Source organism: Qipengyuania seohaensis, from assembly GCF_002795865.1.
GTDB lineage: Bacteria > Pseudomonadota > Alphaproteobacteria > Sphingomonadales > Sphingomonadaceae > Qipengyuania > Qipengyuania seohaensis.
The window spans coordinates 562,282-588,227 of sequence record NZ_CP024920.1 but is presented as its reverse complement, the minus strand read 5'-3'; the positions used below and the strand labels follow the sequence as shown (position 1 = coordinate 588,227).

The window sequence follows — 25,946 nt, the reverse complement described above, 5'->3', positions numbered from 1 at the left end:
CCTTTTCGGGCTAACGCGACGGCTCAACAAGACAGGGTGGGGATGCGCGAACAAATCATCGGTATGATCACGCCGACCATGGCGGTGATGTTCAGTGTCGGCTTCCTGCTCTTGTGGAAGCGCGGGACGCTGGGCAATTACGTGCTCGCGTTCGCTGCAGCCTATGCCTTCTTCGCGATCGGTTTTGGTGTCACGCACCTGTTCGATACCGGATCACCTTACGTTTTTCACACTACTCAATTCTTCTACACCATGAGCGCGGCTGCGGGAATTTGGGGGATGGCGCGGCGCGTCGACCAGCCACCCCATCTCGGCGTGTTGCTGATCATCTATGCTTTATCGGCGGGCACGTTGGCGCTTGCCATCTTGCTCTCCGATGACCTGACGGCGCGGCTTATCATCGTGAATTGCGGTTACGGCGTGATGTATGTGGTCGCGGTCATGTCATTGCTCAACTCGCATCGCCGCGAGTCGATCGACAAGGTCATTATCGCGATGCAGGCACTCCTGGCCGCGCAATTCCTTATCCGGCCGCTACTGACGCTGCTGATCGAAGGCAGCATTCCCGCAGCGGCCTACCGGGAATCGCTCTATTATTCGGTGCTCAACCTGTCGCTTGCACTCCTGTCGCTACTGGCGGCGATGGTGCTGGTGGCCGCATGCATCTACGACCAGATCGCTGCTGTGAGGGAGCGTGCCGAGCTCGACCTTCTAACCGGCCTGCGTACGCGGCGGGCCTTCGAACAGGATGCGATCGCCTATCTGGAGAGGGCCAAGCAGGAGGGCGTCCCGGTTTCGCTGGTCGTGGCCGATATCGATCATTTCAAGGCCGTCAACGACGTCTACGGACACCAGACGGGTGACCGTGCCATCGCCCGGTTCGGTGAAGTAGTGCGCGAGACCATTCGCGAGACAGATATCGCCGGGCGCATCGGCGGCGAGGAATTCTGCCTCCTGGCTTGGAATTGCGACGGGAATGCCGCCGTGGCCATGGCAGAGAGGGTCCGCAACCGTTTCGGCGCAAGCATGATCGAGGGAATGCCCGATGACCATCGTCTTACCGCGAGCTTCGGCATCGCCGGACGTTGCGAAGGCGAAGGGTATGGCAAGCTCTTTGCGCGCAGCGACTCCGCGCTTTACGCTGCCAAGCAGGGCGGACGGAACCGCTCGATCCACGACGAGCGCAAAGGTGAGACCGCTCTCCTGGCGTCCGTCGCGCCGAAATCCGCATTGCCCAAGGCCGCGAATTACTGATCAGGATCGTTCACGCGTCGCTGCGAATTCGCGATCCAGCAAGCAGGGCACCGCGCCAAGCTGCAGCACGGCCCGCACACCGAGGAAGAGGGTGAACGACAGCCACAGGCCATGGGCTCCCATCGGCCAGGTGAGCCAGAGCGATAGGGCGAATGCGGCCGCCGCTCCCGCCATCGTCAACAGCAGTGCGCGCGTCCAGCTGGCGCCGACATACACCCCGTCGAGAACGAAACTGACCACGCCTGCAAACGGGATGATGACCAGCCATGCGCCGAGGTCCTGCGCCACCGCCTCGACTGCAGGAGTTGCAGCAAAGCTTGCAAGGATGGGGTCGGCAAAGAGCGCAAATGCTGCGGCGACGAGCGCTGCCGCAGCGATGCCACGGACGATGATTGCGCGCAGGTAGGCGCTGAAGCCCTCCCGGTCGCGCGCTCCCGCCCGCTCGCCATTGAGCACCTGGGCGGCGTTCTCGAAGCCGTCGAGCAGCAGGGCGGTGAAGATGAACATCTGGTAGAGAATGCCGTTGGCCGCCAGCACGATTGCCCCGCGTTCCGCCGATAGGCGGGTCAGCGCGGCGAGAGCGATCGTCAGGACGAGTGTGCGCAGGAACAGGTCGCGGTTCACCGACAGGAAGGGCTTCAGAGCGCTCCAGGCCAGCGTACCTTTCTCGCCAAGAACGTTGCGGAGCATGGCGAGGAACTCGCCGCGCGCCAGGAAAATGGCCACTGCAACCAGCTTGGCATACTCTGCGATGAGACTGGACCAGCCGATCCCGGCGATCCCCCAGTCGAGGCCGAGCACGAACCACAGGCCGAGCGCGATATTGGTGAGGTTGTAGGCGACTTCGAAAATCAGCACCGCGGTCATCTGGCGGCGGCCGACCATGAAGCCGATGAGGGCAAGGTTGGCCATGACTGCCGGGGCGGACCAATACCGGATCTCGGCATAGATGCGAGCAGCCTCCAGCACTTCGCCTGAAGCACCCAGCGCGCCCAGCGCAGCCGGGAGCAGCACGGGTTTTGCGATCAACAGGGCGGCCGCAATGACCAGGCCGACCGCGAGCCCGCGCACGAGCATCGCGACCTGCGCGTCCTTGCCCGCCCTTGTACCTTCCTGCGCGACCAGCCCCGTGGTGCCCGTCTTCAGGAAATTCATCACGGTGAAGAGGACGGCGAATAGGCGCGCGCCGACATCGACAGCGCCCTGCGTCGGCGCATCGCCCAATTGCCCGACGATCCACATGTCGCCAATGCCGATCAGTGCCGTGGCCACATTGGTGACCATTGCGGGCAGGGCGATGGCCCAGATGGCGCGATTGTCGATTATGGCAGGGCCAGCGGCGGTCATGCGGCTATCCTCCTGCCTCGAAATGGATTGCTGGTCGGGGAGACAGGATTCGAACCTGCGACCCTCTGTTCCCAAAACAGATGCGCTACCAGGCTGCGCTACTCCCCGACACGGCAATCCCGACTGACGACACAAACGACTGGTGGGCCCGGCAGGAGCAAAACCCACAATGGCCAGTCACTAATAAAATCAGCAACTTAGTCCGTACTGCGACAATCAGTGTGTCACACCTAAGTGTCACACCGGCGGTCGCTTACGAGTGCCAAGCATCCGGGTCAAGCTGATGTTCGACGAGGCTCAACAACTAACCCTGTACCGAATGGAGCAGCAAGCGCTTCGCGTGGAAGCCGTGGGAGAGGCAATTTGACCATCTCTTCTTGGAAAACGACCTCGCCGTTCAGGGGGTCAAACTGCCCGTCATCCGAAAGCGGGAAGACAAGGTACTCCCCGTCTCCATTATCTTTGAATACGACCACGATCCTACCGGGTGACATATTGGGCTGCCATTCAGAGGGCTCTGACGTATAGCCCTGAAAGCACATTTGGTCTCCGACTTGGGTTTTCATTCTAACCTCCTGAATGGTTGGAATGTACCCAATTTCCTGAGCGAATAAAATATAAACTATTGAAATAGCTAGATATGTAGGTCGCATTTAACTGGAGGGCGCTCGTACTACCTTGTCACGAGCGGCAGGTACTTCTCGGTTAGTCGATAGCGGCGTCCTATCTTACTGTCCTTCTTCACGAGCCGGACATGTTCGAGCACACCCCGACTGGCGAGACGTTCCAATATTCGTGTCGGTGCGGTCCCGTGATGGTTGGTAGCCGTTATGCTTCCATGACGAAGTAGCTCCAGGAATATCGGGCGTCGTTTGCCGCCTGCCTTTGTCGTAACATCGGCCACGGCATCGAGCAGATCGGCTAGGGCTTCCTCATGCGCTTCTCGCACTGGTTGAGTTAGCCTAGCGAAGTCGTGGGCCGAAAGCCGTTCGCTCGCTGCCTCGCTGATTGCGTTGAGCCAATCTGTGAGGTGAGGATTGGCAGGTAATCTCGCGCGAACCTTCTCCGGCAGGTCTTTGCGGTATCTGATTTCGATCCGCAGCCGATCTCTCGCCTTCGCGTAGATTGCCAGACTTACGTCTCCCGAAGGTGTCAGCGGCAATTGGGTCGAAACAGCGCCCAGATTGCGGCCCACGGTCGGTCCTCGACGGCCCCCATAGGTGTCTACGCTGGCGCTGCGAGCCGAGACCAAGATTTGTCTGGCGAACTCATGTGCTTTGTCGAGCGCGTCAGGATCATACCGCTCCCAGCACACTTCGGCTTGAGAAACCGTCAGGTCACCCCAGTCGAGCCGGACTTCGACGTCATCGTTCCTCCCGAGACTGGTTGCCCCTTCTTCATGTCGGTCAAACCCGATCGAGGCAGGGCATAGTTCGGCGAAAATCTTGCTGCGAAGGTTGCTCTCGAATAGCGCGAGAAACTCTGCAACCCGTTGCAAATAGGTCCGGTGGACCGTCCCAGCGAACGAGCGATAGTCACTCACCATATTGTCGTTGCCATCGAGGGTGAGGTTCGCTGCCGTTGGCTCTGGGGCCGCTGCGAAGAAGTCAGTCGGCTCGATGGCGGTTAGATCGTCGAAGCGGTAGCGGTCGAGTAAATGTCCGAGCGTGCGCATCGGGTTTACAGAGATCACCATTTCAAGGTGGGCGTTTGGCGAGGTTCTCACGATCCGCACGTCGCAGCGCGAAATTGTCGTGCCGTTCACCGCCGATGCTTTCCACGCCCCGCCATGCAGATGCGCAAGTCCGAGCAGCCGAGGCTGCTCCGCGCTAGCACCAATTTGCCCAACATAACTTTCCATCGAAGCCGCGTCGCGCGCGGCGATCGAGCCTTTGACTCGCAGTTCGAGCCGGTCGAACAACGCCTCGGCGGCGACCGGTGGATTTTCGGTATATGACCGTATTCCGTATCTGTTTCTCTCTCGCGGTGGTGGGAGGTCGTTCTCCGCGCTCATCGACGTTTGCTCGTCGCTTCAACGTTACACATTTAGGCTACAACTCGGACCTTATAGAGAGTGGGAATGGCCGTGGGCGTCTAGCTGGACCTACCAGCAGCGCAATAGCGAGTGACAGTATTCTTCGAGATGCCGAATTGATCCATGGTTTGGCGGATGCTTGCGCCGTTATCCTGTCGCCATTTGCGGACCTCCGCTGGATCAGCAGCGCGAGGTCTTCCTAACCCCGCCTTGCCACGATGCGTTTTGCCGGTAGCTGCCAGAGCTTGCCGGGCTGCTATTCGCCCTGCATCGCAGCGCTCCTTGATCCGTTGCCGCTCCATATCCGCGATCTGCGCGAGGACTGCGACGATTAGCTCTCCCACTCCCCTGCCAATTGGGCCTAGACCGACGACATCTAGCGTCACGCCTTTTTCTAGCATCTCTCGCACATTGGTTTGCACATCGAGAGCATCGCGTCCGAGCCGATCGAGCGCGTAAACACAGACTGTGTCGCCGTCCCGGACGTAGGACAGCAATTCTCCAAAGCCCGGACGGGCAGCGGCCAGTGTGGCACCGCTCACACCCTCGTCGCTGAACTCACGATCAAACGGCCCAGATAAAGCACTGCGTTGGGCTTCGATGCTCTGGCCGCCCGTGGACACGCGATAATAGGCGATGCGGCTCATTCAACTCTCCAAGACCCAGAAGATACCTCGTCTATTTTGGGGTGCCCCAAAACACAGGTTCCGTATCTAATGGGTCTTTCGGGTCAAGGTGATTTGCTAGGCCCAAAAGTTACAAGTTTTCGTACCTTGGCTGATTTCTGCTTTGGGCATCGGGCAGAGACAGATGGGGCCTACCCTGACAGGGTAGGGGGTGTTCAAGAAATGCAGGAGGGTGATCGTCGGAAGTAGAGGGGGGCTGCCCTCACCGGGTAGGGGGGAATAGCAAGGCGACTGCGCGCGGGAAGAGATCGGCTTCTCTCAAGGTCCGTTTGAATAAGAGGGACTACACCCCCGTGCGGTAGTGCTCTCGAAGCTTACCAAGCAATCGCCTAACCAAGTCATCGTGATCGGCGCTTTTCCAGCGGTTCATGAAGCGGCAAACGATCTGGACGTTGTCCGGTGTGTAGTGACCGCTGCTATCAATTCGGTCGAGCGATGGGCGCATCTGTAGGTCGTCGGTTTCGCCGACATAACCAAGAGGCATGCCCGTAAGTGCGCAGCGGTCTTCCTGCTCCCCGAGCAAGCGAAGGAGCAGGGCTTCCCATTCCTCCCTCGAAAGGTCGGTGTTCTTCTCTTTGACCCGACGCTCCACAGTCTGGCCATTTGATTGGGTCACCGTATGTAGGAGCGTCCTAGTCATATCCATCGCTGCCGTTTCCTTCGCGGAAAAGGTGCGCCCACCTTGCTTGGTTGAAGCCTCTGCCTTGTCGCGAAAGAGCTTTGTCGAATGCCATGCGTCCAGAGGCTCTCCAGCCAATAGCGCTCGCGCATAGTCGGCATAGCCGCGATCATTGGCGATGCTTTGGAAGGTCGCCTCGGTAGAAAGAAAGTCGCGGGCCTTTGCGTGCAGCGCCTCCCACAAGAGGGGGCGACCTTTTTCATCGCGGTTCGTCCACGGTCTGCAAGACTTTTGCAGCAGCCAGACCTCTGGCCCGTCGCGAGCGGGATTAGTCGAGGCAATCAGTTCTTCTTGGAGATCACCCGGCTCGGTTACCGTCCACCAGATTTCGGCACCCTGTCGAGAAATCCAAATATCGCCTTCGCTATCGCGCAACTCGTCGATGAGATTGTACCAACGTCCCGCTGTCTGCTTGGTCGGGCGCACGCCTCGCGCGGTAAACGTCGTCTCCAACGCGGCGCTAATGAAGCCCTCGCGATCGCCTGCCTGCCAGAAAGGATGCACGCCAACGTTGTCGATAGTCAAAACAGTGTTGTTTGCCCTCGCAGTCGGCCAGAGGGCGTTGCCCTCGCCAAAGTTGGCGATGTAAACCCGGTCGGCCTGCACTGACATAAAATCCTCTCCAAAAGCCAAGGGCGACCAAAATTGGTCGCCCTGTGCCCCCACCGACATCAAGGGAGAAAGGTAGCCATGAGAGGCTCACAAAGACCTTGACCGGCAGTTCGGTTCGGTCGTGCTATTGTTCTGAAAAATGCTTGTCAATGAGAGGTTTGGTCCGATCTGCGGTTGAGCACACATCGTGTGCAAGGAGAGGCCGACGACACCGCGCCTTTCTAGCTGTCATGACCTCTTGTGTGCGTGCTCATCAGATCGGCTGGAATAGTGATTTCGTTTCGCTCCAGCCAATGGCGCGCTTCCTCGTAGGATGGCAGATACGAGGCGAGTACGCTCCAGAACCGCGCGCCGTGGTTGCGTTCGATGAGATGAGAAAGCTCGTGCACAACCACGTATTCCAAGACTTTTCTTGGTGCGAAGATAAGCTGCCAATTGACGAGAATGTTGCCTTCGGGACCGCAAGAACCCCAACTGTTTGACAGGTCGGCAACTCGGATCGAGCGGGAAACGAGGCCGTACCTTTTACCGTAACTGGCCGCTATTTCGCGGACGTCTTGGCGCGCGCGTTTCTTCAACCAGTGCCGAAGCTCGCTCGCCACCAAATGATCTGCATCTTGTCCGGCCCAGTCAGGAAGATCGACAATGAACCCGTTTCGGTAGGATACGCTGATCCGCTCTGCATCGGTACGCCTGACCGTCAAAGGCATTTTGCGACCACGATACGGTATCTTCGATCCAGTCATGAACCTTGGCACCGCATGACGGGTCGCAGTGATCTGATCCATCTCCCGCACCGTATTGAAAACCCATTTGCGTTTGCGATCGAGGAAGGCTGCCAACTGTTCATCGTCGTCATCGACGAGAGCAAGCACCTCGACATGTCCGGGGGTGACAGTAATTCGGCGCTCACGTGCGGAGGAGGACCGCCGAAGCTCGTAAGGTATTACCTTTTTGCCGATTTGGAGAGTTGGCATCACTGTCCAGTCCCGAAGGCGTGGACCACATAGTCCTCTACCTTCTCACGGATCGTTTTTGTCTCTCCGATTTCATTAGCTGCGAGAATACGGCGAACGTCGCGACGTAGCCTTCGGAGATAATCATCCATGTGGGTAAAGGCGGGTTGGGTCGATGCCGCCTCGGCATATAGCGCGCCTATCTCAATCGCCGCATCACGCAATGCCTCGTGCGGAACGTCAGGCACGATGTCTTCCATAATCCGAAGGATAGCAAATGCGTGCTCGTCCATGCCGAGTTCCGCGTGAGCGCCTTGCTCGGCCTTGATGTCACCGGTCAGGTTCTCGAAATCGCGTAGGCCATCTGCGGCTGCAAGTTGCCCTTCTTCAAACCGCCTAATAATTTCCAGCACGCGCTCGGAGAAACGCCCATATTGCGCAGGGTTTTTGTCCACCAATTCAGTCGTTACGCGACGTAGTTCGGTGGACTTGCGAACGAAGGCTTCCTGCAACTCCTCATCCGATTTGCAACCCGTTGCAAAATCGTCCGAGAACTCTGGATCGGTGATATTTCGCAGCCTGATCGTAGTGGAGAGGCCTGTCGCGTGGACATGCTGCTCCAGCATATCCCTGATCTTGCCGCTGTAGCTGCGGTGGTCGAGGCTCTCATCCTTGTTAATCGCCTGCGCGGCGAGCCGCAGAAATGTGGCGGCCCATTTCACCTCTTGAGTGAAATCGAGGATCGCCGGATCGGGTGAGAGATCGCTGTAAACCTTGATGAAGGTACGAGCCAGGCGCTGGAGGTCGAACCAATCGTCCTCGTCCCCTTTGGCGACCAGATCGGCTGCGGCATAGGCGGCAGCCTTCTCGTCCAAACCCTCAAGTTTCATGGAGCGTTTTTGCGCTCTATACCGAGCGTGTGCCTCTTTCAGATCATTCCGCAAAATAGCGATGTCGCGCATCGCGTTTTCAACGTCCTCTGAACGGTAGGAGGCCAGCGCTTCGTCGAGATTGTTGGTAACACCGATATAATCGACAATCCGCCCGTCAGGCTTCTCAATCATCCCACCCTCGCTGTCTTTGAACGCGTGGGTCCGGTTCGTTCGTGCGATCGCTTGTAGGAGGTTGTGCTCCTTGAGCGGCTTGTCGAGATACATCACATGCTCAATGGGGGCATCGAACCCGGTGAGAAGCTTGTCGCAGACAATGAGGAAGCTCGGCTCTGCACCGCGCACCTTGAACCGCTTCTTCACCTCCTTCTCTGCCGGGTCGTCGAGGTAATGCTCTTCGAGTTGCGCGCGTAGGGCGGCAACCTCTGGTTTTTCGCTCGGCTTGTTGTCCTCCTGGCTCTTGGAGAACGCGCAGGCGATCATCGCGTCGGCTTTCGCCTTCGCCTCGTCCGGATCCAATCCATTCTTTGCGAGGTCTGCCGCGATTACAGCAGATAGCGCGGCGCGGTAGAGAATGACCGCTTCCCGATCCACGGCGACGATCTGGGCCTTGTAGCCATCTGGCTGGCAAACGGCCTTAAAGTGCTCCCAGATGTCGAGGGCGATGAGGTGCACCCGCTCGGGATGCTTCGCGATGGTCGCGACGGTAAGGCCCTTGATTTTCAGCTCCTCACGCTTGTCGTCAGGGAGGTCCACGAACCAGCGATCGAACAGGATGTCGATCTCCGCCTCATTGATAGACCAGTCGGTCTTTCGGCCCTCATACCGTATCGGCACCGTCGCCCCATCGCTCACTGCATCGTCGATGCCGTACTTGTCGAGATATCCTTCTCCAGCGACCGAGAAGCGGGCGTATGTATCCTTGTCGGTCGATTTAATCGGGGTGCCAGTGAATCCGTAAAAGTGGGCATCTGGGAGGGTGGCTTGTAGGAACGCGCCCAAGTCCTTCTCCTGCGTGCGGTGGCACTCATCCACCAACACGATCCAGTTCTCCGAGTTGGGAATGGCCTCCTTTGATCCTGCAAACTTGAAGATAGTCGAGAGGAGTATTTGGCCGTTGCCACCGCGATTGACTGCTTCTCGCAGCGCGGAAACCGATCCGCACTGGACGGGATTTGGAAGACCACAGGCAACAAAGGTTCGGCTGATCTGGTCGTCGAGGTCAATGCGGTCCGTCAGGACGAGGATATTGGGGTTGGCTAGGCTCGGAGCGTCCAGCGTCAGGTGTGTTTTCAGCTTGAGCGCGAGGAAGACCATCGTGAGGCTCTTGCCGCTTCCCTGCGTGTGCCAGATCAGACCTTTACGGTGCTCTCCCTCTGCAACCCGTTGTACAGCCTTGTTCACAGCGCGGAACTGCTGATAGCGGCAGATTTTTTTGATCTTCTTACCCGTTTCGGGGTCGGTCTCGAAGACGATGAAGTGCGCTAAGAGATCGAGGAGGCGGGAAGGTTCGCAAAGACACCAGAGGTCTTTAGAAAGATCGTCGGGGAACTCATCGCGGTCTCGCGGCCACGCATCGCGCCAAGGGCCGAAGAACTGTTCTGGCGATCCCGTAGCGCCGTATTCGGTCCGCATCCCATCTGTCAGGATATTGAAGGCATTGGGGCAGAACAGGCGAGGGATATCGCGCTCGTATTGCCGCATCTGGTCGTAGGCTTCGGTACCCGTCGGCGTTTTCTTCATCGGCGACTTCGCCTCGACGACGACGAGCGGGATACCGTTCACAAAGAGGACTATGTCGGGGATGCGCGGACGCTGCGCCACCACGCGGAACTGCCGCACCACATGGTAGGAATTGCGCCTGGCATCTTTGAAGTCGATCAGCGCAATCGGGCTATCCCGGTTTTCGCCAACCAGTCGGCGGGAGTATGACCCGCGCAGCTTCTTTTGCCACTCCTCGTTGTCCGACAGTGTCGCGAGATCATTGTAGATCGCTTCGGCGTCTTCGGCTTCTATTTCGTTCAGTCGCTGGAGGGCCTCAATGAGAACAGGCTTGAGAATGACACGGTTCTCTTCCTGCCGCATCTCCAGCGCCTTGGTGGGCGATAGGCGCTCCCAATCCATCGCCTCCAATATGTCCAGAGCAGGCTTTTCGGCCAGGCGGTATTCGCTCATGCCTCCTTCGTCCCTCTTTCAACCTCAAAGGTCTCGACAAGGAATAGGCAGAGAGTACCTGCCGCTCCAACTGCAAGCCTTGCGTGCCTCGGCGTCAGCCCCCTCGCTGAACTCGACCTGCCATGACCCGAGCCATAAAGTCCGCGGAGTTCGTCTAGCTGGTGGGTGATGCTGCCCAGCGAGTTGAGGGTTGTTCTGATTGCATCAACGCCCCTCGACCTATCGGGAATATCTTCTGGCGCTAACTCAAGCGCCGAAAGGCTTTGTTTGAGCAAGGAAGCTGGCGTCGGCTTCTTACCGATGGTGCCGCCAGATCGCTCGATGATGTCCTTGCAGACAGCTTCAATTAGCTCCTTTGCCGACCCGATCGCATCTGCTGGGCTGGTCTCCGCTTCACGCTCGATAATGCGAATACGCGTAATGAGGTTCTCATGGTCGATGCGTTCGCCATGGGCTTTGAGATGGTTCAGTACGCCGGTCGCGGCAGCCCCGGAGCGTGAGGTGATGTGAAGCTGCCATCCGTCGTCTACGAGGTCATACCCGTCCAGCTTGAGGCACCGTCGCAACTGATCGACGTGCATTTCTCGTTCGGAAGGATTGCCGAAGAAATGAGGGCTAAGGATCTGGTTGATCGCGTCTGGAAGCTCGTGTGAGCCGCTCAACTTGCGCCACGCATCGACAGCGAATTGGCGCTTGCTGCCGAGCATGTGCACCATCTCCTCATCTAAGCCGAAGGAATTGAAGAAGCCGATCAGACTGCTGCTGTTCATTCCGGTCGCGAACGCGATGTCGCCCAAGCTAGCGATTGTTCCTTGTCCTAGCCTCATGCTGGCACTCGCACCCGTCCGGAAAGAAGTTCAGACATCACGCTGGCTTTCAAACTGTGCAGCCTGCGTAGTTCTCTGGAATGCACTCGAAGATACTGCTCAATGGAAGTGAGGTTGGCCACCTGCCCTGCAATTTCATTCAGATCGAACTGGCCAACACGGTGTTCCAAGAAATCTTTCTTCGTTAGGAATGAATAAGCGCCACCTTGAGCGTCATGGACCTTCTGCTCAATCAGCACATGCGTGAGGTGCCAGAGTAGGTTTTGGTCGAAAGGCTTTTTCGCAGTCAGCGTCCACATGTTCTGGTTCAACAACGCAGGGCACACTGAATGAGGAATTCGCCCGAGCTTCCCGACAGTTGCGCCGACCATCACCAAAACGATCTCACCGCCATTCAGTCGATATTCCTCGTATTCGGTCAGAAAGCTTGGCGGTAAGAACCGCTTTTCACCCAATTCAGAAGCGGGTCTGCCGACGTTGGTTACGCGAAAATTGAGGATGCCATCGTCAATATAATCCTCACTTTTGAACGCAAATCCGCGCCCCAATTCGCAAATGTCGCCGAACCGCAGAGCGCTATCGTCAGGATCGGTGATCAATCGCTTGAAGATTGCTCTCCGCTTGATGGTGAGCAAGCGTTCGCCGAAGTCTAAGCCTTCTTGGCCGCGTGCAATTGCCTCATCCACAGACCGCAGCACCTCGGCGATCCGCCGTTGCTCGTCGAGGGGTGGAAATAGGATTGGCTGGCGATACGCCTTGTCGCGATTGAGGCCGGGCACGCCGGTCGCTTCGTTTAACTCGTTCAACCGAACATGCTGTAGGGTCGCAGCTAACCAATCCCAATCGACGCTTTTCCGGGACTTCACAAAATAGGTGGTGTCAATCGGCCAGAATGGACCGGGCGAAACCGTCACCGAACCTGCCGTGCCTTTGCGCCCGACAATGATGCCACCATTGGGCACTAGCGCCTCATTATGGGTGCCAACCACGCCATTCGATCCATAGACCGCCACACTGCCGGGTTGCCTTGCCTTCTTGGGCAGCGAGCGTCCATATTCAAGCGTGATAATGTCGCCAAGCTCCGCCGAACGCCAGCCATCGGGCAGCGCATCAGCTTTCCAATCCAGCTCGGCAACATCACTCAACATAGCCCAGCCTCTTGAGGTGCCCGAACATCACGGCTTCGGCTTCGTTGCGCTTGGCGATCAGGTCTTGCAGCTTGGCGACCTCCGCCGCGACATCGACCGCCTCGGCGTCCGCTCCCGTCTGCACATAGCGGCTGATGTTGAGGTTGTGGCCGTTACTGGCGATCTCCTCGACCGGGACGACGCGGGCCAGCTTCTCGACATCGGCGAAAGCGTGGACGGTATCGGCCAGCGTGCGGACATGGTCGTTGGTCAGGAAGTTCTGCGCCTTGCCCGGCTGGTAGGTTCCATCCCCGTTGACAACGAGCACTTTGCCCTTGCGCTCGTCAGGCTTGTTCTTGCGACATATCATCAGGGCCGCTGGAATGCTTGCTCCGTAGAAAAGATTGGGTGCGAGGCCTACAACCGCCTCGATCACGTCTTCGTCCAGCAAGGCCTTTCTGATGCGCCCCTCGGCTCCTCCGCGAAAGAGCACACCATGCGGAACGACTACAGCAATCATACCGTCGTCCTTCAAGCTCGCGAGCATATGCTGCACGAAAGCAAGGTCACCGTAGCCCTTCGGTGGGCACCCGTATTCGTCGCGTCCAAAGGGATCACCGTTTGACCATACCTCGTGGCCCCACTGCTTCTCGGAGAAGGGAGGGTTTGCGAGAACTCGGTCGTAGGCCCCGATCCCTTCTACGAACTCGCGGGCGGCTGGGTCGTATCGCTTCGGTGACAGGATGGTGTCACCCTTAGCGATAAAGGCGTCATCCACGTTGTGGAGGAACAGATTGATCTCCGCGATACCCCACGTTGCGAAGTTCTTTTCCTGCCCATAGAGCGAGAGCGAGCGAGCATCCTCGCCGCGATCCTTCAAATACTGCACCGCCTCCAGCAACATGCCGCCCGAGCCACAGGTCGGGTCGTAGATCGACATGCCTGGGCGAGGTTCGATGATCTCCACCATGAGCCGGACAATCTGGCGGGGCGTATAGAACTCTCCGCCCTTCTTTCCCGCGCCCTCGGCAAACATCTTTATGAGGTAGAGGTAGGCATCGCCAAGCATGTCGGCTGGCACATCCTCGTTGCGCAGACGGTGCTTCTCGAAGTGCGTGAGGAGCTTTTCTAGAAGCGCGTCCGAGAAGCGATCCTGATTGGCAAAATCCACGTCGCCGAACACGCCGCGTAAGCGCAGGTTGGCGTCTTCGATTGCTGCCAGAGCGTTGTTGAGGCGCTGGCCGATCTGTGTCGATTGCTGCCGCACCGCCTCCCACCGATGCTCGGCTGGGACGTGAAAGCGGTGCTCGTCAGGATCGGCTGCCTCCTCGCGGTCGCCGGTCTCTTCGAGCAGGGCCTCATACTCCTCCTGCCACACGTCGCAGAGGCGCTTATAGAAGAGGAGGCCGAAGATGTACTGCTTGTAGTCGCCCGCATCGACAGTGCCGCGCAGAATGTCGGCAGCGCCCCACAGATGTCGCTCAAGTTCTTGTTGTGTCAGCTTTCCCATTGATCCCTCAAAAGTATTTGCTCATCGTTTACCCGGCTGGTGGCACACTGCAACCGGGCACTATCACGCGCACGGGGGGAAATGGGTACCAAAGGCAGTATCAAGCGGAATAAGCGCTGGAAGCCTCGCACGGAGGAGGATCGCGCACGCGATCGCGCCGTCAATCGCGCCATCGCAAAGGCAGGCGATCAGAAAGGCCCGATTATCGTCCGGCTGGGTAAGAAGCCACCTGCGAAACCCGTTGCGCGCAAAGGCGATCTGGCTGCTGGCGGCACGCGCAAGAAAGAGGCCAAGCCCCCGAATCAGGAGCGCAAGGTGAACTCGGCAATGGCAGATGCGCTTTTGGCCGCTGGCGTGACGGTGAGGCCAAAAGTCGAAAGGAAGCCGAAGCCGTCGTCCAAGTTCATGAGTAGCAAGGCCGAGAGGCGAAAGGCCAAGAAGGCAGAGCAGAAGGCACAAGGTTCCTTACTTTCAAAGCCAAAACCTGCGCAGAAGCAGAGGAAAAAATCCAAGGCGAAAGCTCCTGCGGGTCCTCCGAGGAGCCCGACCGAGATCGAGGCGGAGAAAAGGTCGAAGAGAGAAAAACGCTTTCTTGCAGAGCTTCGGAAGAAAGCGGCTGCGATGCAGGGAGAACTTACACCGTCCGAGCTACGGTGGCAGGAGCGCCAAAATGAAATCGCCGCACTGATCGAGAACGTGCAAAGGGCGTCGTTCACCAAGCTTGCGACCGAGTGGAAGAAGCACGTCGCGCTAGCGGGCTATATCGAGGAGACTGGGCGCAATTCCGAGAGATTGGACACCTACAACCGCCTCATCGCCAGAATCGAAGGCGAGTGGGGCCGGAGGGCCAAGTTGCAGTTCAACTCGGATGACTACTTTGATTGGCCCTCGACGCGGGCTGGCAGAAGTCGCAAGGGCGGCGTTGAGATAAACTGGGCGTCAGAGGGTTTTCTCTCGTATCTTGGCTACCACGTGGGCGAGAGTTCTGATCTGACTGACCACGCGCGCCGTGCGGTCCTGCGGCGGACCTTCAAGATGGTTTTGCCTCCGCTGGAAAGCCCTGACTATGTCAAATCGTGGGGGCCACCATCCTCACCTGCTCGCCTGAAAAAGATGGCGCACAGCCTCGCATCTTTCGCACGATCCGCGAAGCGTAGGAGCACCGCAAGCTTTGCTCTCGCGATCTCGCAATGGGAAGCAGACCTCGCGATGCTGCGAGAGGAGTTCTACGTTGCGAAGTTCGGCTTCGGATGGCCGACTGTTTGACGCGAGTGATTGTTGCAACCAGTTGCAAGACAATCCGATTAGGCTTCAAAAGCTAACCTATTGGCGAGATCAAGTTGACTAGCATCCTCGCCATCCGGGCCGCAAAGTAGTTCAACTCTTTCTGCGTCGTGCCGATCGGTCGCGACAGTCAGTCGAGGTTTCTCCGCGATATTGGTCTCATAAGGCATCCGAGGTTTCTCGAAATTGTAGAGCGTGACAACGTCAACCTGTGATGGCCTAAACGCGAAATCACTCCAGCCCGTATAGCCACCCATCCGGTTTTTCGCGTTGATCTGCCCGCAAAGTACAAGAATGGGGCCGCCACGGTGAGTCCACGGAACCTTGTCTGATTGTCCTTCGTCGCTTGAGTAGACAGAGGGCACAATCCGGGCGCGAACACCGCGGAAGCGCGCGCTGGGATAATCAGTAAGTTGGTCGTCTAGCGCCTTGCGAGCCTCTTCGACCGCTAATTCAATCCTCGTTGTTAGGTCTTTTGGCTGGGCTTCGCGCAAGCTTGAGGTCTCTTGCCCTGCTGCGGAGATCGAAATCGACGAAGCGACCAGGCAACACAGTAACGTAGCTTTTGACATCGTTCCTCCCGTTGTTGGCCTCCTTCCTAACAGGCTGATAGTTAAAGGGAAGTGCTGTGTCTGGTTAAGGGGGTTTCGGATCGTTTTTATGGGCAAACCGCGTCGGCCAGTGAAAAGTCTTCATAGCCAATTTTTTGCAGCGCTCGATGAAGGTTCTTCACAGCCCCTCGGTTGCCGTAGCGTTGACCTTGGTTGATGGTCGCCCATCCTCCTAAGGCATGCGCGGTCTCCTCCGGTATGTCGGCATCGCGACACGCATCCCGGAAGCCGTGCCGGAAGCTATGAAAGACAAGCGCTGGATCGTCGAACCCTACAGTCTTTTTGTAGCGGCCAAACCACTTCGATAGGTTGTGTGAGTAGTTGCCCTTCGCGCCCGGCTTGAGTGCATCGAACAGTCGCCCGTCAGCAGGACAGTTTTCAACGTACGAAAGGAACCCAGCGGCGAGTAGCTCTCTGTGCAGCGGCACGACGCGTTCGCTGTGAGTGTTCTTGAACCGCTTTCCAGCCACCGCCCGACCTTTCGTATCGAAACGTGTCAGGTTTAGGCAGTTGACCTCTGCTACCCTGATAACGTCTTCGGTCCGAAGTTGGCAAATCTCCTCGGCTCGTGCGCCAGTGAAAGCAGCGAGCGCAGGCACCCAAAACTTATGAGGTTCGCTTTCACGAAACGGAACTAGCCCGGAAAAGAGCTTCTTCATCTCTTCGGGTTCGTAGCCCCGCCGCTGTACTTCCGCTTCGGCTTTGGGTTTCAGACCGTCAAGGTTGACCTCCACTCCGTAGCCTTGGCGTTCTCCCCATCGGAGCAGAGCGCACAAGTTCTGAACATAACTGCCGACGGTATTGGGCGAGAGGAGCTTGTGGCCTCGTTGCTCGGCGACTTGTACGGTTTCCTCCAGCGTCATCCGAGGAAACTTCTTGCTACCGTTGGCGGGCAAGCGCTGGATGAAGCCGATGAGATTTACGCAGCTTTCGCGAGTGATCTTGTTGAGTGGTAGATCATCCGACCATTGCTCCTCAAGAATGCGGAAGAGTAAACCGAACTTTCTCGCGGTGCTCTCCACACCGTGAAGCCTTTCTCGCTCTTTCCGGTATTCGCGCACGAGGTCGCCGAGCGTTTTTCTAGCGGTCTGTCTAGGTGCCCCTTTCGGATTGAAAATGGCATGCGGGGCAGCGCTGTCAGCGCCTGTAAGCTGATCTCGCGCCAGAGATGCCTCATACTCAAGTCCTTTGCCGACGAGTGCTCGCAATTGCCGGTACGCCAGAGTTTCCCGAGCGACGATTGGATATTCGACAGTACTCTTGATACTCCCGGAGCGATGGGGGCGGCTGGCAGCACCCGCTTCCACAAGAAGTTGATCGGCAATGTCACCAGCGAGATCGCGTCCCTCGCGGTCTGCGAGAGCATTTAGCCTTTCGTCATCGGCAATTTCGCGAAGAGCGTCGCCCATGGTTTGTCCGTCAATCCAGTCGTGAGTGCGGTATCCGCTCCGTTTCGACCACCAATTTTCGACTAAGCCCTCGATTGCTGCGCGACCAAGCTCTTCAATCCTTCCGGTTGCTAGCGCTGCTTCTATGACGGGCTTCGCCCTGATCTCTTCACGCAGAGCGGCGAAGCCAGCCTCGATCTCGGCCAATTTGAGCGGATAACGTCGAATGGCCTCCCGCTTATCCGCTGTCCCGAGGCTGCGCCGGATCGACTCTCTCTTCTCGATTTGACGGAGGTCTTTTGGTGTGCGCTTCCGCACATGCCAGTTCGGAGAGTTGTCGGGTATATGGAGGCCCGGATAGTTCGCCATTTCGTCGCTCATGTGTCACAGTTAAGTGTCACAGTTCGACGAGAAAAGCGTAGACTACACAGTAATCTACGCTTTTCTGCCGTCCGGCGGTGGGGGTGGTGGGCCCGGCAGGACTCGAACCCGCGACCTAGCCGTTATGAGCGGCCAGCTCTAACCAACTGAGCTACAGGCCCCATGTCATCTGTGGTCAGACGAATGCGCCGCCTAGACGCGCCGTCTGGCAAGCGCAAGCGTTCAAACCTCAACCTGGTGCATGATTTCACCGACGCTCGTCGGTTTCACTCCGCGCAGGTCGAAATAGCCGTAAACGGCACGCAACCAATCGTAGAGCGCGTCGAGATCGTCCTCGTTGCGAACATAGGGGGTATGCCCGGGCACGAGGGAAGGGCTGTGCAAGCTGAGCACAAGCAATTCGAGACCGTCGTCGAGCGCAATGTCGATACAGCGGATCGCCTCTTCCTTGGTCGTGCCTTCGGGCGTGAGTGGGATACGCTCGAGCATTCCGGTTCGTGCGAGCGCGCCTCCCAACCCCGGGAATTTCTGCACCAGCGGTTGCAGCGTCGCACCCTGCTTTCGCAGCATTCCCCAGTAACAGGTCGTCAGGGGGATCTCGAGCAGGCTACGCTGTTCGTCGGTCCAGTAAGGATAGTCGGGATGCCGCGAAAAGTCCGGCCCGCCTTCCTCTGAATAGTCGTGATGCGGCCTGACAGAGGTATCGATAGCGATGCCGCGTTGCTTGAGGATGGAAGCCGTCTGCGACCCCACGCCATACCGCCCGGCTCGGTAGATGAGCGGCGATACGCCGAGATTCTGCTCGATCGCATCGACGAGATTGTCGAACTTTTCCTGCTCGAGGTCGGGAGGCAAATTTCCGGCAAAGCTATTGTGAGCCGTGACGGCTTCGCGCTGTGGTGGATTGACCCAGGGATGCAGCTGGACACCAATTTCCGCGCGTCCGCTTGCAACCAGCGGAGGGAAGATGTCCTTGGCCTGGCCCGACGAGACTACCGGCCAGTCGACCAGGTAGACGGGAATGACCCCGATCCCTTCGCAAAATTCCTGGAATTTCCCGATCCGCAGCAGGTGGTCGACCTTGTGTCCTGTCGGCGCAAGGGGTTTCGACCAGTCGAATTCTTCTTCGGTATCGATGGTCAGCAACGCGCGTTGGCCGAACCCTTCCTTGAACCGCGCTTTCAAGGCCGGCGGCGGAGGATCGAGAAGGCTGCGTTCGGACAAATCTGCTTCCCCAAGCTTAACTGGTCCAGGGGGTCGTTACCCGCTCTCAACCGGTTGCGTTGTCCGGTTGCCCTTCAGGGCTAGGCAGGCTCTCCACCCCGGTCAAGAGCGGGAGACTGAGAACCAGCGCGTCTTCCACCCTCGCCAGTTCGCCTCCCGCGGCCCGCGCTTCCGCACGTGCGAGGCGGAGTGAAAAGCCGGCGCCAAAGATCCCTGCGCTCAGCGCGCCCGCATTGGCACGGGTCTCCACGGAGAATACGTCGTCTGCAGACTTGAGGCCCGAGGGCAGGCTGAGTGCGAATTCCACCTGTTCGCGGCCGGTCTCCATCTTGATGGCTACCGCTTCACCCGCCGAAAGCGTCCCCGCGATTGTTGCGAGTAAGCGCCAGGCCAACCGTTCCGCTTCCGCAGCGGACAGGGCGATAGGCGCGAGTCCTTCGCCAAAGTCGGTGTCGAACCGTGCAACGCGCGGGCTGAGTACCGGCTGCAACTGCGCCACCTGCTTGCGCGCAATCGCGGCGAAATCGGCATCCCCTTGCTCCAGCTCGAGCGAGCCGGTTTCCAGCTTCGCCAGCCGGTCCAGTTCCTCGAACCCGGCCAGGATATGGGCGGCATCGCCCGCGATGGTCGCGGCGATGGCGCGGTATTCGTGCGGGACCGGCCCGATCACCTGCTGCTGGATGATTTCGGCATAGCCCTGCATCGCGTTGACCGGCGTACGCAGCTCGTGAAGCAATTGGCGCAGGCGGTCGGCTTCGGCCTCGCGCCGGTCCTCGACCTGGGATACTGCACGGCGGAAGCGGCCTACATAGCCGTAGAAGCGCCCTTCCGAGCGCGTGAAGCGCGGGGTAGCATCGACGATCCAGTCACCTTCGATTCGCCCTGCGCCGCGCAGGTGCACGGCAAGTCCGGAAAGCGGCTGGCGCATTCGCAATGCGCGCACAGCATGGTCCTCATCGTTCGCCGCATGGGCGAGATCGATCCCGACTACCATTTGCGCGATGCCGCTTTCGGCCCAGTCGATGCGTCCGTCCGTGTCGCTGCCGAAAACGAACTGGTCGAGCGGTCGCGCCTGCGATGCCGCGTCCTTTTCGCCGAGCGGAAGGCGCGGATCGTCCTGATCCAGCACGCGTTCGCTGCGCACTTTCTGGAACGCTTCGATGCGGTCGACGAGGGCGCGAATGCCGTCCTTCCCGGATTCGATCGGCCGATCTTCCGGCGCAGGCTTTTCGTCGGCAGGAGCTTCGGATGTTTCGAGCGTGCCGAGCGACAGGGGCGCAGGCTCTTCCAAGATCTCTTCCGGCGTGTCTTCCGGTTCCTCGACCGGGGGAGGGGGCATGACCGCATCTTGGCTCAATTGCTCGAGCACCGGCTGCGGCAGCGCGCGGTCCGACACCCCAAGGGCGTCGAGAACACGCTCCGCCGCAACGGGAAGATCGCGCCGATGGCGCAGGAAGCCGCGTGCACGGATCGGGAGGCGGGGGATGATTTCTTCCCATTCCTCACCTGTCAGATTCGCACGATATAGCGCCGCTGCGGCGATATGCGGATGCGCCTCGCCGAACCATTTCACCAGTTCCGGATTGCGGAAACGCCAGCCGTTCTCACCGACGATCGCGGCCCGATCGGCCACGGAAATCATCTCGCCCAATGCGATCAATCGCAGGTAAGCTGCTGCTTTCAGGGCCTTGTCGCCTGCCTGCGGACGTTCGCCGAGCAGGTCGATCAGCTGCCGGAACTGCGTTTTGGCCGCACGCTCTCCGCCCGCGCGATTGCGCAGCACAGTAGCAAGGCGGTCGTCAAAATGCATCGATGCTCCGGAAGCTTAGGTGGTTTGCAGGCGGGTAACCATTACGCGCGCGTCCCTTCTATCGCTCCAACAAACGTGATGAACGAGATGTTTCCGACACGTTGCAAAGCGGGACGATTGCTGGCAAAGATAATAATGTTAGCCAATACGATGCTTGCGCCTTTTCAACATTTCTTAAGCGCGCAGCGTCTTTATGGCGCATCAAATTATCGAGGACTCGCATGGCCAATCTCGACGAAATCGATCGTCGCCTGCTCTCCGAACTGCAGGACGAAGGCAGAATCACCAATGTCGAACTGGCCCATCGCGTCGGCCTGACCGCGCCTCCGTGCCTGCGCCGCGTGCGTGCGCTGGAAGAAGATGGCGTCATTCGTGGCTACCACGCCGAACTCGATCCTTCGAAGCTGGGCTTCTCGATCACGGTTTTCGCCATGGTCAGCCTGAAGAGCCAGGCCGAAGACGCGCTGCGCGAATTCGAAGCGGCGATGCTGGACCTGCCCGAAGTGCGCGAAGTTCACATGCTGAACGGCGAGATCGACTTCATCATCAAGATTGTCAGCAAGGATCTGCAGAGCTTCCAGGAATTCCTGACCAGCAAGCTGACGCCGGCGCCCAATGTGGCCAGTGTGAAGACCTCGCTGACCATTCGCACTTCGAAGAGCGAACCGGGCGTCCCGCTCGGCTGATCAGGTGGTGGAGGGTCATTGCCTCTGCAAGGCAGTCCGCATCGAAGTTGCGGACGCTTCGGGCGAGATCGAGATTTGCCAGTGCACCATGTGTCGCCGCTGGGGCGGGGCGTTCTACAGCGCGCTGGAAAGCAAGCAATTCACCATCCACGGCGAGGATAGCGTCGCCGTTTACCGGTCGAGCGAGTGGGCCGAGCGTGCGTTCTGCAAGACCTGCGGGTCGAACCTGTGGTTCAAATTCCTCCCCACCGGCAACCGCAGCTTTTCGGCCGGCCTGTTCGACAGCGCCAGCGGCGCGAAGGTCGAGAAAGAGATCTTCGTCGACGAAGCCGCCAGCTGGACCTGCATCGGCGGAGAGCACCCTAAGATGACCGGCGAAGAGATCATCGCAGAGGCGAAGGCTGCGGGGTTCGATTTCGACTAGCGTGGGCCAGAATGCCTGAAGGTCGCTGCAGAACCTAGATTATTTCTGCCGGTCGCGGAATTGCTGAAATCAAAAGCATCGCTCCCAGAAAGCCTGCTAAAGTTGCTATTCCGTCCCACTCACCAAAAAGCTTCCAACCCAAGAAGTAGTTCAACATGATAACGCAAAGAATTGGGAGGTAGAATAGCGCGATAATCCGCATTCTCTCCACGGCTGGCGTGCTAGGCCGAATAAGGTCACCCCGTCGAGTTTCCCAGAGTAATTCGCCAGATTCCAAGCAGTTCACCCTGACGATTTCGCTAGTATCAATCGACCAAGCTTCCTCCGCTGTTTGAGAAACTATCTCGAGATACCCGGCTCCAATCGGCTCGCGAACTGGCATCCAATCGCTTGGAAGAGTCATCGTCTTTCCATCACTTGAGGTGACAGAGATTGCACCTCGTTCGCTGGAATTCAAGAGCTCGAAAAGAGCGCTTCGGTCCTCAGCCACGACAATTTCAGGCTTTATCGACAAAAGCGTCCCTCTTCAGCGAATTGGGTTCAATATTGCGTCATCTCGAGTAACTACGATCTGGTCGTTTGCGGTGATGGGTCGACCTCAGGCCTCACGCTCCTTGAGCCAGTCCTCGAGCCATTTGATCGAGTAGTCGCCGCTCTTCACGTCGTCTTGTTCCAGCAGGGCCTGGTGGAGCGGGATGGAGGTCTTTACGCCCTCGACCACCATTTCCTCCAGCGCACGTTTCAGGCGCATCATGCACCCTTCGCGGTTGCGCCCGTAGACGATCAGCTTGGCAATCATGCTGTCGTAATAAGGCGGAACCGAATAGCCAGCGTAGAGGCCGCTATCGACACGTACGTGCATGCCGCCCGCCGGGTGGTAATGGGTGATCTTGCCGGGCGATGGAGCGAAGGTGAACGGGTCTTCGGCGTTGATGCGACACTCGATCGCATGGCCCTTGAACTCGATGTCTTCCTGCGCGACCGAAAGAGGCTTGCCGTCGGCAATGCGGATCTGTTCGCGCACCAGATCGACGCCGGTGATGGCCTCGGTCACCGGATGTTCGACCTGAAGGCGGGTGTTCATCTCGATGAAATAGAACTCGCCGTTTTCCCACAGGAATTCGATGGTGCCCGCGCCGCGATAGCCCATGTCGCGCATCGCCTTGGAGCAGACCTCGCCCATGCGCATGCGGTCTTCTTCCGAGATGACAGGGGAGGGCGCTTCTTCGAGGACCTTCTGGTGGCGGCGTTGGAGCGAACAGTCGCGTTCGCCGAGGTGAATGGCATTGCCTTCACCGTCGCCGAAGACCTGGAATTCGATGTGGCGCGGGTTGCCGAGATATTTCTCGATGTAGACGGTGGCGTCGCCGAACGCGGCCTTCGCTTCGCTACCGGCCTGCTGCATCAGGGTTTCGAGCTGGTCTTCGCTTTCGCAGACCTTCATTCCGCGTCCGCCGCCACCGCTGGCGGCCTTGATGATGACGGGATAGCCGATCTCGTCGGCGATCTTGCGCGCTTCCTCGATCTCGGAAACAGCGCCGTCGCTGCCGGGCACCAGCGGGAGGCCGAGCTTGCCTGCGGTGCGCTTGGCTTCGACCTTGTCGCCCATCGTGCGGATATGTTCGGGCTTGGGGCCGATCCACTTGATGTCGTGCGCTTCCACGATCTCGGCGAACTTGGCGTTTTCCGACAGGAAGCCGTATCCGGGGTGGATCGCATCGGCCTGCGCGATTTCGGCGGCCGAGATGATGTTGGCGATGTTGAGATAGCTGTCGGTCGCGCTCGGCGGGCCGATGCAAACGGCGTGATCGGCCAGGCGAACGTGCATCGCATCCGCGTCGGCGGTGGAGTGCACCGCGACCGTCTCGATGCCCATCTCGTGCGCGGCGCGATGAATGCGGAGCGCGATTTCGCCGCGATTGGCGATAAGGATACGCGAAATCGTCATGACCTGCCTCAGCCGACGACGACGAGCGGCTGGTCGAATTCGACGGGCTGGGCGTTTTCGACGAGGATCGCCTTGACCGTGCCCGACTTGTCGGCGGCGATCGGGTTCATGACCTTCATCGCTTCGACGATCACCAGTGTCTGGCCTTCCTTCACGGTGTCCCCGACCTTCACAAAGTCGGCGGCGCCCGGTTCGGGAGCGAGGTAGACGGTCCCGACCATCGGTGACTTGAGCGCTCCGGCGGTATCGGCTTCTGCGGGCGCAGGATCATTACCTGGGGCGGGAGCCGGTACAGGAGCAGCAGCTGCCGGTGCAGATGCTGCTGCCATCGGGGCGGGGGCGGCCATTGCCACACCGCCGCCGCGCGATACGCGGATCTTGCGATCGCCATCCTCGACCTCGATTTCGGTGAGGCCCGTCTCGCCCAGCATTTCAGCCAGCTCGCGAACCAGCGAAGTGTCGACGTTCATACCGGATTTCCCGGCGCTACCTTTGCGTTCGGCCATGAATGGTCCCTTGTTAACTGTTGCACGCGCCTATGCTCTGGCTCGGCGTGCAAGACAAGGGGCTGTGACGATTGCGTTACAGCGAGGCAGCCTTGTCCAACGCTACGGAATAGCTGCGTGCGCCCAGGCCCTGGACGCAGTCGGCAGCGGCCATGCCCACATAGGAAACATGGCGGAATTCCTCGCGTTTCGAGGGATCCGACAGGTGCACTTCGATGACCGGAACCGTGATCGCGCGGCACGCATCGAGCAGGGCAATAGAAGTGTGGGTATAGGCCGCTGCGTTGAGCAAAACCGCCTTAGCGCCTTCACTGTTAGCCTCGTGGAGCCAGTCGACCAGCTGCCCTTCGTGATTGGTCTGGCGAAAGTCGATAGTCAGTCCGAGGGTCTTGGCCTGGCCGTGCAGCGCGGTCTCGATATCGGCCAGCGTGTCGGAGCCGTAAATGTCCGGTTCGCGCGTGCCGAGAAGGTTCAGGTTGGGGCCGTTGAGGACGTAGACGAGTGTGCTCATGAAGCGCCTCCTAGCCCAGCCTGGCGCGCAGGGACATAGTTGGATTGCCCCCACGCGCCTCCGACAGAGTGGAACATGTGGAACACGGTCCTGGGAGAATTATCCCTCGATACCCTTTGCCTTCCCCCATTGGCGGGCTGCGGTGTAGCCGAGGTAGCCGGTACCGAAGAGGGCGTAGAGCTCGTCCGGCAGTCCGCGAAGGTAGCGCGTGATGCCGTCGCCGATATCTCCGGCCGCCTCCGGCAGGAAGGCCGCCAGGATGCCCATCGGCAATGCGAACAGGATCATCGTGTACATTACATAGAGGAAGCTGGGTCGCGCCCGGCTGGTCCACGGGTCTTTGGAATTGGCTTCGGCTACGATGGCGGCGAGGCGGGCTTCGATGGACTTGAGTTCGTGGGTGCCTTCGAGCGCGAGCAGTTCGAGCTTGGCCTTGGCGCGCGCTTCCTTGTCCGGGATGATCTTGTCGATGATCGAGGCGATAGGGCCGATAAGCGATTCGATGACTGCCATAATTGGTTCCTCCAAAATACCTCAAATAACCAAATAGGATCGTGTAGGAAACGGACCGGCCCAATCGGGCTGCGCTTCATTGTATCGTAACGGCAAGTGCGCTAATGTCTGGCTCTCGAACAAGATGCGGAGCATCGGATGAAGCGGGTCTTCTCACATATCGCAGCCGGAGCAGCAGTCCTGGCGCTGGTCGCAGGCGGCGCCCTGGCGCAACCGGCAGACCCGATTCCATCGTCGGCCGAAGGTGCGCTCGACATTCCCGAACTGTGGGATTGCGACCGGATCGAGCCGGAATATGCCCGATGGCTGGAAGACGGCAATGCGCCGGAAGACTGGCGCTATGTTGGCAAAACCTACCGCGACGTCGAAGATAACGAGCTCTATTCCTGGCAGGACTGGCTCGACTGGGCCGACGATGCAGGCTGCGGTGCGGGGATCGCCGAGGCCGGCAAGTCGCCCACCGCGATCGTCGGCGTGCTGGTCGCTTTCTATGCGACCGGCCTGATCGCAGCACTCAGCGGGGATCGCGCGATCAGCCCGGGCTGAGCCCAGCCGCGTTCAG

The 25,946-nt window shown here is 59.0% G+C and carries 23 protein-coding genes and 2 tRNA genes; 5 read left to right on the top strand and 20 right to left on the bottom strand.

The features are described from left to right. Positions 1-42 precede the first annotated feature (42 nt). Positions 43-1,254, top strand: a complete 1,212-nt coding sequence (locus tag CVE41_RS02960; protein ID WP_100259310.1) for a GGDEF domain-containing protein — start codon at positions 43-45, stop codon at positions 1,252-1,254. Here the strand turns inward: CVE41_RS02960 and CVE41_RS02955 are convergent, their stop codons facing one another. The 11 genes from CVE41_RS02955 to CVE41_RS02905 form a co-directional block, all read right to left on the bottom strand. Then, on the bottom strand, positions 1,255-2,601 hold the full coding sequence (locus CVE41_RS02955) for an MATE family efflux transporter (RefSeq protein WP_100259309.1): 1,347 nt from the start codon (positions 2,599-2,601) through the stop codon (positions 1,255-1,257). A 31-nt stretch (positions 2,602-2,632) separates the two neighbouring features. Continuing rightward, a tRNA-Pro gene (locus tag CVE41_RS02950) sits at positions 2,633-2,709 on the bottom strand. 167 nt (positions 2,710-2,876) lie between these two features. Then, positions 2,877-3,167: a hypothetical protein gene (locus CVE41_RS14700; RefSeq protein WP_100259308.1), complete on the bottom strand. Its 291-nt coding sequence runs from the start codon at positions 3,165-3,167 to the stop codon at positions 2,877-2,879. A 107-nt stretch (positions 3,168-3,274) separates the two neighbouring features. After that, a complete protein-coding gene (locus CVE41_RS02940; protein WP_157799379.1) occupies positions 3,275-4,522 on the bottom strand; it encodes a hypothetical protein in 1,248 nt (415 codons plus the stop codon). 173 nt (positions 4,523-4,695) lie between these two features. Next, positions 4,696-5,283 (bottom strand): recombinase family protein, encoded by a 588-nt coding sequence (locus CVE41_RS02935; protein WP_100259306.1) that lies wholly within the window; start codon positions 5,281-5,283, stop codon positions 4,696-4,698. A 322-nt stretch (positions 5,284-5,605) separates the two neighbouring features. Further along, positions 5,606-6,613, bottom strand: coding sequence for a hypothetical protein (locus CVE41_RS02930; RefSeq protein WP_157799378.1), 1,008 nt, complete (start codon positions 6,611-6,613; stop codon positions 5,606-5,608). 221 nt (positions 6,614-6,834) lie between these two features. Then, a complete protein-coding gene (locus CVE41_RS02925) occupies positions 6,835-7,590 on the bottom strand; it encodes a M48 family metallopeptidase (protein WP_100259304.1) in 756 nt (251 codons plus the stop codon). Then, entirely contained in the window at positions 7,590-10,634 is a 3,045-nt protein-coding gene (locus CVE41_RS02920; protein ID WP_100259303.1) for a type I restriction endonuclease subunit R, read from the bottom strand. Before CVE41_RS02920 ends, CVE41_RS02925 begins: the two co-directional genes overlap by 1 nt. Next, positions 10,631-11,431, bottom strand: a complete 801-nt coding sequence (locus CVE41_RS02915) for an abortive infection family protein (protein ID WP_157799377.1) — start codon at positions 11,429-11,431, stop codon at positions 10,631-10,633. The genes CVE41_RS02920 and CVE41_RS02915 overlap by 4 nt, the downstream gene beginning before the upstream one ends. 26 nt (positions 11,432-11,457) lie before the next feature. Continuing rightward, positions 11,458-12,606 (bottom strand): restriction endonuclease subunit S, encoded by a 1,149-nt coding sequence (locus CVE41_RS02910; protein WP_232725772.1) that lies wholly within the window; start codon positions 12,604-12,606, stop codon positions 11,458-11,460. Beyond that, positions 12,599-14,098, bottom strand: coding sequence for a type I restriction-modification system subunit M (locus tag CVE41_RS02905; RefSeq protein WP_100259300.1), 1,500 nt, complete (start codon positions 14,096-14,098; stop codon positions 12,599-12,601). Before CVE41_RS02905 ends, CVE41_RS02910 begins: the two co-directional genes overlap by 8 nt. An 81-nt stretch (positions 14,099-14,179) precedes the next feature. On the opposite strand from CVE41_RS02905, the gene CVE41_RS02900 reads away from it, so the two are divergent. Next, positions 14,180-15,364 (top strand): hypothetical protein, encoded by a 1,185-nt coding sequence (locus CVE41_RS02900; RefSeq protein WP_100259299.1) that lies wholly within the window; start codon positions 14,180-14,182, stop codon positions 15,362-15,364. A gap of 38 nt (positions 15,365-15,402) precedes the next feature. Here the strand turns inward: CVE41_RS02900 and CVE41_RS02895 are convergent, their stop codons facing one another. From CVE41_RS02895 to CVE41_RS02875, 5 genes are all read right to left on the bottom strand, one after another. Continuing rightward, positions 15,403-15,876, bottom strand: coding sequence for a hypothetical protein (locus CVE41_RS02895; protein ID WP_100259298.1), 474 nt, complete (start codon positions 15,874-15,876; stop codon positions 15,403-15,405). Between the two features lie 164 nt (positions 15,877-16,040). Further along, a complete protein-coding gene (locus CVE41_RS02890) occupies positions 16,041-17,762 on the bottom strand; it encodes a site-specific integrase (protein ID WP_100259297.1) in 1,722 nt (573 codons plus the stop codon). Positions 17,763-17,846: 84 nt separating this feature from the next. Then, positions 17,847-17,923: transfer RNA gene (locus CVE41_RS02885), tRNA-Ile, on the bottom strand. Between the two features lie 61 nt (positions 17,924-17,984). Next, complete coding sequence (locus CVE41_RS02880) at positions 17,985-18,986, bottom strand: polysaccharide deacetylase family protein (RefSeq protein WP_100259296.1); 1,002 nt, start codon at positions 18,984-18,986, stop codon at positions 17,985-17,987. Between the two features lie 46 nt (positions 18,987-19,032). Next, the gene (locus tag CVE41_RS02875) at positions 19,033-20,796 is read right to left on the bottom strand and encodes a sensor histidine kinase (protein ID WP_100259295.1); all 1,764 of its coding nucleotides are present in this window, start codon (positions 20,794-20,796) and stop codon (positions 19,033-19,035) included. A 221-nt stretch (positions 20,797-21,017) separates the two neighbouring features. Between CVE41_RS02875 and CVE41_RS02870 the strand changes: the two genes are divergently transcribed. Both CVE41_RS02870 and CVE41_RS02865 read left to right on the top strand, forming a co-directional pair. Further along, positions 21,018-21,482: an Lrp/AsnC family transcriptional regulator gene (locus CVE41_RS02870; RefSeq protein ID WP_100259294.1), complete on the top strand. Its 465-nt coding sequence runs from the start codon at positions 21,018-21,020 to the stop codon at positions 21,480-21,482. Between the two features lie 4 nt (positions 21,483-21,486). After that, positions 21,487-21,906, top strand: a complete 420-nt coding sequence (locus tag CVE41_RS02865; protein WP_232725771.1) for a GFA family protein — start codon at positions 21,487-21,489, stop codon at positions 21,904-21,906. A 598-nt stretch (positions 21,907-22,504) separates the two neighbouring features. Here CVE41_RS02865 and accC read toward each other — a convergent pair. From accC to CVE41_RS02840, 4 genes are all read right to left on the bottom strand, one after another. Continuing rightward, a complete protein-coding gene (gene accC / locus CVE41_RS02855; RefSeq protein WP_100259292.1) occupies positions 22,505-23,854 on the bottom strand; it encodes an acetyl-CoA carboxylase biotin carboxylase subunit in 1,350 nt (449 codons plus the stop codon). An 8-nt stretch (positions 23,855-23,862) separates the two neighbouring features. Continuing rightward, positions 23,863-24,360: an acetyl-CoA carboxylase biotin carboxyl carrier protein gene (gene accB, locus CVE41_RS02850; protein ID WP_100259291.1), complete on the bottom strand. Its 498-nt coding sequence runs from the start codon at positions 24,358-24,360 to the stop codon at positions 23,863-23,865. Between the two features lie 76 nt (positions 24,361-24,436). After that, positions 24,437-24,871 (bottom strand): type II 3-dehydroquinate dehydratase, encoded by a 435-nt coding sequence (locus tag CVE41_RS02845; protein ID WP_100259290.1) that lies wholly within the window; start codon positions 24,869-24,871, stop codon positions 24,437-24,439. 99 nt (positions 24,872-24,970) lie between these two features. Continuing rightward, positions 24,971-25,384: a holin family protein gene (locus CVE41_RS02840; RefSeq protein WP_100259289.1), complete on the bottom strand. Its 414-nt coding sequence runs from the start codon at positions 25,382-25,384 to the stop codon at positions 24,971-24,973. Positions 25,385-25,522: 138 nt separating this feature from the next. Here CVE41_RS02840 and CVE41_RS02835 point away from each other — a divergent pair, with 138 nt between their 5' ends. Then, entirely contained in the window at positions 25,523-25,930 is a 408-nt protein-coding gene (locus CVE41_RS02835) for a hypothetical protein (protein WP_100259288.1), read from the top strand. The last annotated feature ends 16 nt before the right edge of the window (positions 25,931-25,946 follow it).

Coding starts and splice junctions, on each gene's coding strand:
- CVE41_RS02870 (WP_100259294.1), top strand. CDS start 21,018: ATGGCCAATCTCGACGAAATCGATCGTCGCCTGCTCTCCGAACTGCAG.
- accB (WP_100259291.1), bottom strand. CDS start 24,360: ATGGCCGAACGCAAAGGTAGCGCCGGGAAATCCGGTATGAACGTCGAC.
- CVE41_RS02840 (WP_100259289.1), bottom strand. CDS start 25,384: ATGGCAGTCATCGAATCGCTTATCGGCCCTATCGCCTCGATCATCGAC.
- CVE41_RS02925 (WP_100259304.1), bottom strand. CDS start 7,590: ATGCCAACTCTCCAAATCGGCAAAAAGGTAATACCTTACGAGCTTCGG.
- CVE41_RS02960 (WP_100259310.1), top strand. CDS start 43: ATGCGCGAACAAATCATCGGTATGATCACGCCGACCATGGCGGTGATG.
- accC (WP_100259292.1), bottom strand. CDS start 23,854: ATGACGATTTCGCGTATCCTTATCGCCAATCGCGGCGAAATCGCGCTC.
- CVE41_RS14700 (WP_100259308.1), bottom strand. CDS start 3,167: ATGAAAACCCAAGTCGGAGACCAAATGTGCTTTCAGGGCTATACGTCA.
- CVE41_RS02900 (WP_100259299.1), top strand. CDS start 14,180: ATGGGTACCAAAGGCAGTATCAAGCGGAATAAGCGCTGGAAGCCTCGC.
- CVE41_RS02890 (WP_100259297.1), bottom strand. CDS start 17,762: ATGAGCGACGAAATGGCGAACTATCCGGGCCTCCATATACCCGACAAC.
- CVE41_RS02955 (WP_100259309.1), bottom strand. CDS start 2,601: ATGACCGCCGCTGGCCCTGCCATAATCGACAATCGCGCCATCTGGGCC.
- CVE41_RS02930 (WP_157799378.1), bottom strand. CDS start 6,613: ATGTCAGTGCAGGCCGACCGGGTTTACATCGCCAACTTTGGCGAGGGC.
- CVE41_RS02905 (WP_100259300.1), bottom strand. CDS start 14,098: ATGGGAAAGCTGACACAACAAGAACTTGAGCGACATCTGTGGGGCGCT.
- CVE41_RS02920 (WP_100259303.1), bottom strand. CDS start 10,634: ATGAGCGAATACCGCCTGGCCGAAAAGCCTGCTCTGGACATATTGGAG.
- CVE41_RS02845 (WP_100259290.1), bottom strand. CDS start 24,871: ATGAGCACACTCGTCTACGTCCTCAACGGCCCCAACCTGAACCTTCTC.
- CVE41_RS02875 (WP_100259295.1), bottom strand. CDS start 20,796: ATGCATTTTGACGACCGCCTTGCTACTGTGCTGCGCAATCGCGCGGGC.
- CVE41_RS02935 (WP_100259306.1), bottom strand. CDS start 5,283: ATGAGCCGCATCGCCTATTATCGCGTGTCCACGGGCGGCCAGAGCATC.
- CVE41_RS02835 (WP_100259288.1), top strand. CDS start 25,523: ATGAAGCGGGTCTTCTCACATATCGCAGCCGGAGCAGCAGTCCTGGCG.